This window comes from Ligilactobacillus salitolerans (assembly GCF_003864415.1).
Taxonomy (GTDB): Bacteria; Bacillota; Bacilli; order Lactobacillales; family Lactobacillaceae; genus Ligilactobacillus; species Ligilactobacillus salitolerans.
In genome coordinates this window covers 24,088-31,010 of record NZ_BFFP01000036.1, presented here as the reverse complement: position 1 = coordinate 31,010, position 6,923 = coordinate 24,088, and the positions used below count along the sequence as shown (strand labels likewise).

The following is a 6,923-nucleotide window of genomic DNA, read 5'->3' as shown; positions in this document are numbered from 1 at the left end:
TGTTGATCTTCTTGATATTTTTCAGAGGCTCTTTGGAAGCTTTCAACGAAGCAATGGCTGCGTCAACCGAATCTTTTTGCAAGGCAATTTTTTCTGCCTGTACTGAACGGTTTGCAAGCATCTTAACTTGCTTGGCAGTATCTGTAATGCTGCTTTGCAACTTGGCTGCCAATCGTTTGCTTGTGCTGTACTCTTTTCGAACCAAATCAAAATAATTTATCGTCAGGTTGATCCCCAGTCCCAGTGAATATCTGTTTGCTTGAGCATGCAGGATTGCCCCTGTAAGTTCTGATACCGCAATTGCTGCACCACTCTCATCAAAATTATCCGGTGAAAAAGTTTTGGTCAGATGGCCAGCCGCATTGATCATGGTGAAAGCAAGATCACTCAGACTAGAGGGAAGCGAATTTTTGTTAAATATGTAAACTTGTTTGCCGATCGGCGGTACCAGTCCTGGCAGATCAGGGACGATATCATTGGCATGCTTGATATTTTTGATTTTCTTGTTGAACTTTCCCTGCCGAACTTGAGCTCGTTGCTGAGGTATCAATTCATTGTACGCACTCGGCGCCGAAAAAACAGTTGCTTTGGCATCGTAATGGACCGCAGCATAAGTTGCTAACGAAGCTCCAAGCGAATGACCTGTATAGGTCGCTTTTTGTGGGTCAAAACCTGGATGGAGCCGATGCATTTTTTCAATAAATTGCTGAAAATCCTTAAATTGAGACTCTTTCTGGTGGCATCCGGATCAGTCAAGTCAAAATCTTGCTTAGCATCACCTGCACCAGAAGTTCCCCGAGCTGCAACGACATACTGCCCGTTGACCTTGATCAGGCTGGCTTGTAAGCCGTGAGATTCGTAGGAAGAATGAGTATGTAGTTTTGACGTAGAATCTATTACTCTGCTATCGTCAGGTAAATCTGGAAAGCTTTTCTGTAATTTATTATAAATTGGCTGATATTCATCTTGTGAAACATACCATAGCAATTTATCACTAATTGTCATAGTTTTCCTCCTAGTGTTCAAATTTCTGTGGATGCTCCTTTATTAGAAACAATTTAATTTGTTTACCATCGATATTTGTAGAGTACCCTTGCTTTTTTAACTTTTGAATATCCTTTGGTTGTAATAGAAACCGACTTGAATGCGGAATATACTGTCCGCTTTCAGGAACCTTTATTGTGGGTTTGTTTTTTTCACCATTTTTAAATGGCACAAGTATAATATTTTTCTTACTGTCCCACTCTGCGCTTAGAGTCTGCTTCTTTCCAGAATTCAGATAAACATTATAGTTTAATTGCAGATCTCCACTTGCTGGATTTCTCCATAGTTTGCCCGTGGTAGTTTTTTCAACACCAATGTAATTCCATTTATAAAACTCATCAATTTCTTTAGCACTTTTCTGAATCAACTCTTGCTTTTCTTGCGCAACTTTTTGCACCTGATACCACACTCCTCCTCCAATCACTACTATTCCCAATAAAATGCAAACTAAAATAATCTTTGTTTTCTTCTTCATCCGTTTACTCCGTTGATTTGATTATGATTTAAGTATAGCCCTTTAGGAAAAACTATTATAATAATAACCATTGAACAATGGTTCTAAATTTTATGTAAAAACGTGTAGGTTCGTATGTAAACGGGCTGTCAGCTTGACCGTTCAACCTTTAGTAAATTAACAGAAAAGCCTAAAATTGCTAGAGTTTAAGTGCTCAAACCAAAAGGGATATAGCCATTTTGAATCATTGTTAGAAAATAAATAAGATGATAGCCACCAGTACAGTATTACTAGTGGCTGTCATCATATTTATCGCTTGTAGAGTAGGGAGCCCATCTGCTAATTAACTAGCTATGCCATAACGCTCTAAAATTTTGATTAGTAATATAAAATAAACCAGTTATTACTATGGCGATGATAATGTAAATTACAAAGTCCCATAGTAACCCTTGCGAAGATTCATTAATTATTTTCATAATAACAAAGGTAAGGATTAAACTTATAAAAACAATATAACCAGTATATTTTAGCATTTTTTACCTCCTAATCTAACAGCATTAATCTATTACGTCACATACATATTTTGTTGCTTTATTCTTATGACGATATGCTTTACAGAACTTAGAAGCTCCCCAATCAAGTAGCTTAGTTCCAAGCCAGCCACCTATAACACCAGCGGCCCAAATAAGTAATGGAGCAACTCTTGTATTACCGTCTTGGTTGCCAATTTTTTGCTCCCCTCACGTCATTAATGTTACCTTGTTGGAAAAAGTTTATCAATTGATAACTATAAAATATTGTAAAGCTTTTCACTTTGTTTTGAGTGATACCCCATGTATCGCTCTTTATTACATTTTTAAAATAAATAGTATCTTTTTTTGCTGGTAAGTAAACAGCATTAAAATTATGCTTAGATGTAAAGTTTTGGATGTTTTTTAAAAATTGTGGATTCCCGTTTAGTCTGTCAGTGCTTGAAATTCCGGCGGGACCGGGATCTCCACCGTGTTAAACTTCCAGTTAAAGGGCAGGCAGTATTTTAATTTGTAGGCATGCAGGTACATGCGGGAAGCCGCGCGCGTGCTGTACAAGGGGTCGCCTAAGATCGCCATGCCGTAACTTGCCAAATGGACCCGCAGCTGGTGGGTCCGACCGGTCTCCAAACTTAATTTGACGAGGGCGAACTGGTCGTTATGCTGGACAATTTCGTAGTGCGTGACAGCGGGTAAGCCGTCGGGACGAACCATGCGCTTTCTTTTGTCAGATGGATCCAAACCGATGGGGCCTTGGATCGTGCCGGATAATGGGAGCTTAGGGTCAAACTCGGTCACCGCCATATAAAAGCGTTCCATCGTTTTCGCGGCTAGTTGCCGTTCTAAGGGCGGGATCACCAGTGGATCTTTAGCAGCCATCAACAAACCGCTGGTCAGCATGTCTAAGCGGTGCAGCATTAATGGCGGTGTCTGTAAATAAGCTGCCAGCTGGTTGAATGCTGTCCCGTTTTCATCCGGCCGGTTCGGATGAGTTTTCAGGCCGCCTGGTTTGTTGATGATCACTAGGTCGGCGTTTTCTGCCACGATCTGGCAGGTGATTTTTGGATTCGGTAAATAGTGCTGTTCTTTAACTTCAGTTTCTAATGTCAAGTCGATCTGATCACCGTTATGGATGGGATTGTTATAGGACAGATATTTCCCGTTGACCAAAATTGAACGGTTGATCCGCAACTCGTGCTGCCATTTGCGCGGAAGCAGCCATTCTTTTAAGGCTTGCCGCAAGGTCAATGAAGCTGGCATATTTTGGACTTGAAAATGGCGTTCTAAAAGCAAGGTGTTACGCTCCTCTTTGTTCACTGAGTATGCTACCTTAGAGTTAATGAACTACTCGGGGGTGAGCAAATGAAAAAATCCTGTGTTTCCTGTCTTTTTATTTTACCCGCCATGTTACGTTTGAAGCAAGATGCAAGTTTGCTGGGTAAAATGGGGCCGGCTCGGAGGGTTGCTCTATTGTCGCATTTGCGCTTTTTGCGGCGGTCTGATCATTGGGACCAAGCGGCGCTGGCCGAATATGTCAGTCAGACTGCAAGCTCAGTTTCATTTGAAGATTTAGCTGCTCAATTTTTGACCACTCAGCAGGTCGGTTCTCCGCTGTACGCGCGGATGTATGCCGCTAGTCGTTTGAAACCGCGCCAAAAGCTGCGGCTTGTCCTCAGGCATTTGGGGGCTCAAGTCGATCAGTCCGGTTTCTTGCAGCTGATAGGGACGCATCAATTCGCGCCGACCCTTGCTCCGCACGCCGAATTCTTAGCGCGCTTCCGGGCAGACGTGCAAAAAGTTTTTTCTGCGGGGTTGCTGACTGATAGTCTCGGGCTGCGCTTGCATCTTTTGCGCAGTTGGCTGGACCAGCAGTTCATCGCCTATGTGCGGCATTATTTTGCCGGGGAAACTGACTACCAAAAGCTGCTCGACTACGCCCAGCAGGCCGGCTTGGAAATGGACTACACAACCAACGCCGCTTTTCACAATCGGGTCGAGAGTGCTTTTAGCTATCCGCACCATATGAAAGTTCAAGTGCCTGCCAGTAACACTATGGAAATAAAAGGCTTCAACAACGCACGGATGAGTGAATTTATCGTGGATCTCGATACCGGCGCTTTTGTTAGCGAATGGAATGTCTATCGCAAGACAGCCGCTGGTTTGATCGATTCCGATCCGGGCCGCTATTCACGCCAAGACCAGTATCAGATCGCCAATACGGAATCTTTCAACTATGGTTTGCCTAAAGGACAGCGCGGTGACGTTAAACAAAAGGACCACAGCCACCAAGTCCTGGATGTCAAGCACCCGGCTGATCCCCTGGTTCGGCAGGAGGCGACCCGCCGGTTTCACATTCCACATTCCGGGCAGTATGTTGATCTGGTCAAATCCGCGCCGGATTTGGCTGCCTGGCAGAAGGTCAGTGCAAAAAAACGGCAGGCTAAATACGAAGATTACCGGGCCTGGTGTTATGAGCAAGGAATGGTCGCGGGCTTTGGTCAAAAGCCCTGAGCTGTGACAGCGTTCGCAATTAATGCTATCGTTAAATTGTGAAATAATTAGTTTGATCCTTTGAACAAAGGAGGACGATTATGCAAAATATCAGTTCATTGCTGCGCCGGACAGTTGGTCTGGTACTGAGCATACTTATGCTAGTGACCCTTGCTGCCTGTCATTTTCCTGGGTTAAATGATACTAGCCGCGGGACGATCAGGATCGCCGCGCAGTCCACGACAGAAGGGGAGATCCTAGCTGAAGTCATCAAGCAGCTGATCGTTCATGATACGGATTATCAAGCATCTGTGATCAGTAATTTGGAATCCGGGAACATGACTTTTGCTGCTTTAAAACGGGGAGACGCTGATGTTTCGGCTGTGCGCTACACCGGGACTGATCTGGAAACGGTCATGGATCAAAAATATGACCGCTCGCAATCAAGCAAGCAGATCAACCAGCACGTCTTCAACTACTTTCAGCAGCATTACAAGATGACATATTTTCCCACCTATGGTTTCGCCGACAAATACGTCTGGCTCGTGACGCCGCAATATGCCAAGGCGCATAATTTGCAAAATGTTTCGGATCTTAAACCGCTCGCCAGTCAAATGAAGGTCGGCATCGACAGCACTTGGGAGCATCGTCAAGGTGACGGCTATCAAGATTTCAAAAAGGTCTACGGCTACTCATTTGGCAAACTGCACACGATGGAATCCGGGCTATTTTATACAGCGGTCCACAATGGCAGCATGGATGCTGTTTTAGGGGAGTCGACAGCCGGCCGGATCAGTGCCTACCATCTGAAGATCTTGCAAGACGACCAGAAGTTCTTCCCGCCCTATGATTGCAGCCCAGTCGTAACCAATCAGGCTTTGAAAAAGTATCCGCGGCTGAAACCTGTCATCAACAAGCTGACAGGAAAGATCAGTTTGCAGGAGATGCAGCGGCTCAACTACGAGGTTGAAAATGGGATCAAAGAGCCGGCTGAGGTCGCACGGACGTTTTTGCAGCAGCATGACTATTTTGAATGAAACGCATGTTTAGACAAAAATCGGCCGTTATGGTAAAATAACATTTGTATTAGGTGTGTAAAGGCACCCCTAAAATGGATCTGGAGAAATTAAGTTGATCGTGAGGCACCGTACACGTCGTATGGTGTCTTTGTAGTTATAGGAGGATCGAAACAATGGCTAGAGTTGTGCAGCAAATTAAATTATTAGTCAACGGGGAGCCGTCATACTGCGTTTATATGGGTACAAAAGATGATAGTGACAGCGACATTACTGGTGGTTCAGGCCATCTGGTCGTGATCTGTCCAGGCGGAGAATTTACGGCTGAAATGTTAGCGCATGGCGATGGCACGAAGTTTGACCTGAACGAAGCAAATGGCATTTCAAAAATTAAGGTCCAAGATGCTTACCGGATCAATGAGATCCCGTATGCAACGATCATTCCGGATATTGTCCGTGAAGAACAAGAAGAATAGATTATAAGAAGGCTTGGAAGCCGCATTGACTTCCGAGTCTTTTTTTATCTTCCAAAACTTGGGCCCCAAGTCTTGGAAAGTAGGGGCTCGAGTGTGGATCTTGAGCCCCAAGTCTTGGGAAGTAGGGGCTCGAGTGTTGACCTTGAGCCCCAAGTCTCGGGAAGTAGGGGCTCGAGTTGAAGCTTGGAGCTTAACCTTTTTTGTACAGTTTCAGTAAATGTGAGTTGATTATTTGGGGTCCGCCAGCATTCCAAGTAAAATAAGGGTAGAACGTTTGAAAGGACTGATCAAATGGCAAATACGGTGAGATCTAGTTTGAAAAATATCGGGCGGCAGGTTACAGCCGAGACCAGCGGCCACCAGATCCTCTTCGATGAACCGGTAAGTTCGAAAGGGACAGATGCGGCGCCCAACCCGGTCCAATACCTGTTAGCAGCTTTAAACGGCTGTCTGACAATTACTGCCCAGGCTTTGGCTGAAAAACGGGGAGTGAAATTAACTAAGTTTGACTTGAACACGACCGGCGTCACGGAACGCTTCCCGGATCATTCATCCAAAGTTACTCAGATCAAAGTTAAATTTGATGTCCAAAGCGATTTGGCTTCAGGCGACCAGCAGCATTTCATTGATGATGTTTTGGTTCGCTGCACTGTCCATAATTCACTGGATAAGGAGATCGAATATCAATTTGAATACTGAGAAATTGAAGTGAAAAAATTCGATAAAATTTGTTAAATATAGGGCAAAATGACAAACTAAAGTGAGTTGGAGCTTGATTTGTCAGTCTTTATAATTGGTACGTCCCAATTTTTTAAAAGGTTGACTTTTTCTTGAAATGCTTTATGATAGTCAGTGAAGAACGGAAAAATTTCGTTTGATATTTAGTAAGTAATGTAAGGTTTAGCAACTTAAG

General features: G+C 44.0%; 8 protein-coding genes. 4 read left to right on the top strand and 4 right to left on the bottom strand.

The features are described 5' to 3' along the window. The 4 genes from LFYK43_RS09745 to LFYK43_RS09725 all read right to left on the bottom strand — a co-directional run. Positions 1-691: lipase family protein (locus LFYK43_RS09745; protein ID WP_229718014.1), on the bottom strand; the 691-nt coding region annotated here is incomplete at its 3' end. Then, positions 619-1,005, bottom strand: a complete 387-nt coding sequence (locus tag LFYK43_RS09740; RefSeq protein ID WP_124977800.1) for a hypothetical protein — start codon at positions 1,003-1,005, stop codon at positions 619-621. The genes LFYK43_RS09745 and LFYK43_RS09740, both read right to left, overlap by 73 nt. 10 nt (positions 1,006-1,015) lie before the next feature. Further along, positions 1,016-1,519, bottom strand: coding sequence for a hypothetical protein (locus LFYK43_RS09735; RefSeq protein WP_124977798.1), 504 nt, complete (start codon positions 1,517-1,519; stop codon positions 1,016-1,018). A gap of 935 nt (positions 1,520-2,454) precedes the next feature. Further along, complete coding sequence (locus tag LFYK43_RS09725) at positions 2,455-3,321, bottom strand: RluA family pseudouridine synthase (protein WP_124977802.1); 867 nt, start codon at positions 3,319-3,321, stop codon at positions 2,455-2,457. Positions 3,322-3,432: 111 nt separating this feature from the next. Between LFYK43_RS09725 and LFYK43_RS09720 the strand changes: the two genes are divergently transcribed. The 4 genes from LFYK43_RS09720 (at position 3,433) to LFYK43_RS09705 (ending at position 6,709) form a co-directional block, all read left to right on the top strand. Beyond that, positions 3,433-4,539 (top strand): DUF3114 domain-containing protein, encoded by a 1,107-nt coding sequence (locus LFYK43_RS09720; protein WP_158609231.1) that lies wholly within the window; start codon positions 3,433-3,435, stop codon positions 4,537-4,539. 80 nt (positions 4,540-4,619) lie between these two features. Further along, a complete protein-coding gene (locus LFYK43_RS09715) occupies positions 4,620-5,555 on the top strand; it encodes a glycine betaine ABC transporter substrate-binding protein (protein ID WP_124977794.1) in 936 nt (311 codons plus the stop codon). Positions 5,556-5,710: 155 nt separating this feature from the next. Beyond that, entirely contained in the window at positions 5,711-6,010 is a 300-nt protein-coding gene (locus LFYK43_RS09710; RefSeq protein WP_124977792.1) for a hypothetical protein, read from the top strand. Positions 6,011-6,301: 291 nt separating this feature from the next. Then, positions 6,302-6,709, top strand: coding sequence for an OsmC family protein (locus LFYK43_RS09705; protein WP_124977790.1), 408 nt, complete (start codon positions 6,302-6,304; stop codon positions 6,707-6,709). Positions 6,710-6,923: the final 214 nt, after the last annotated feature.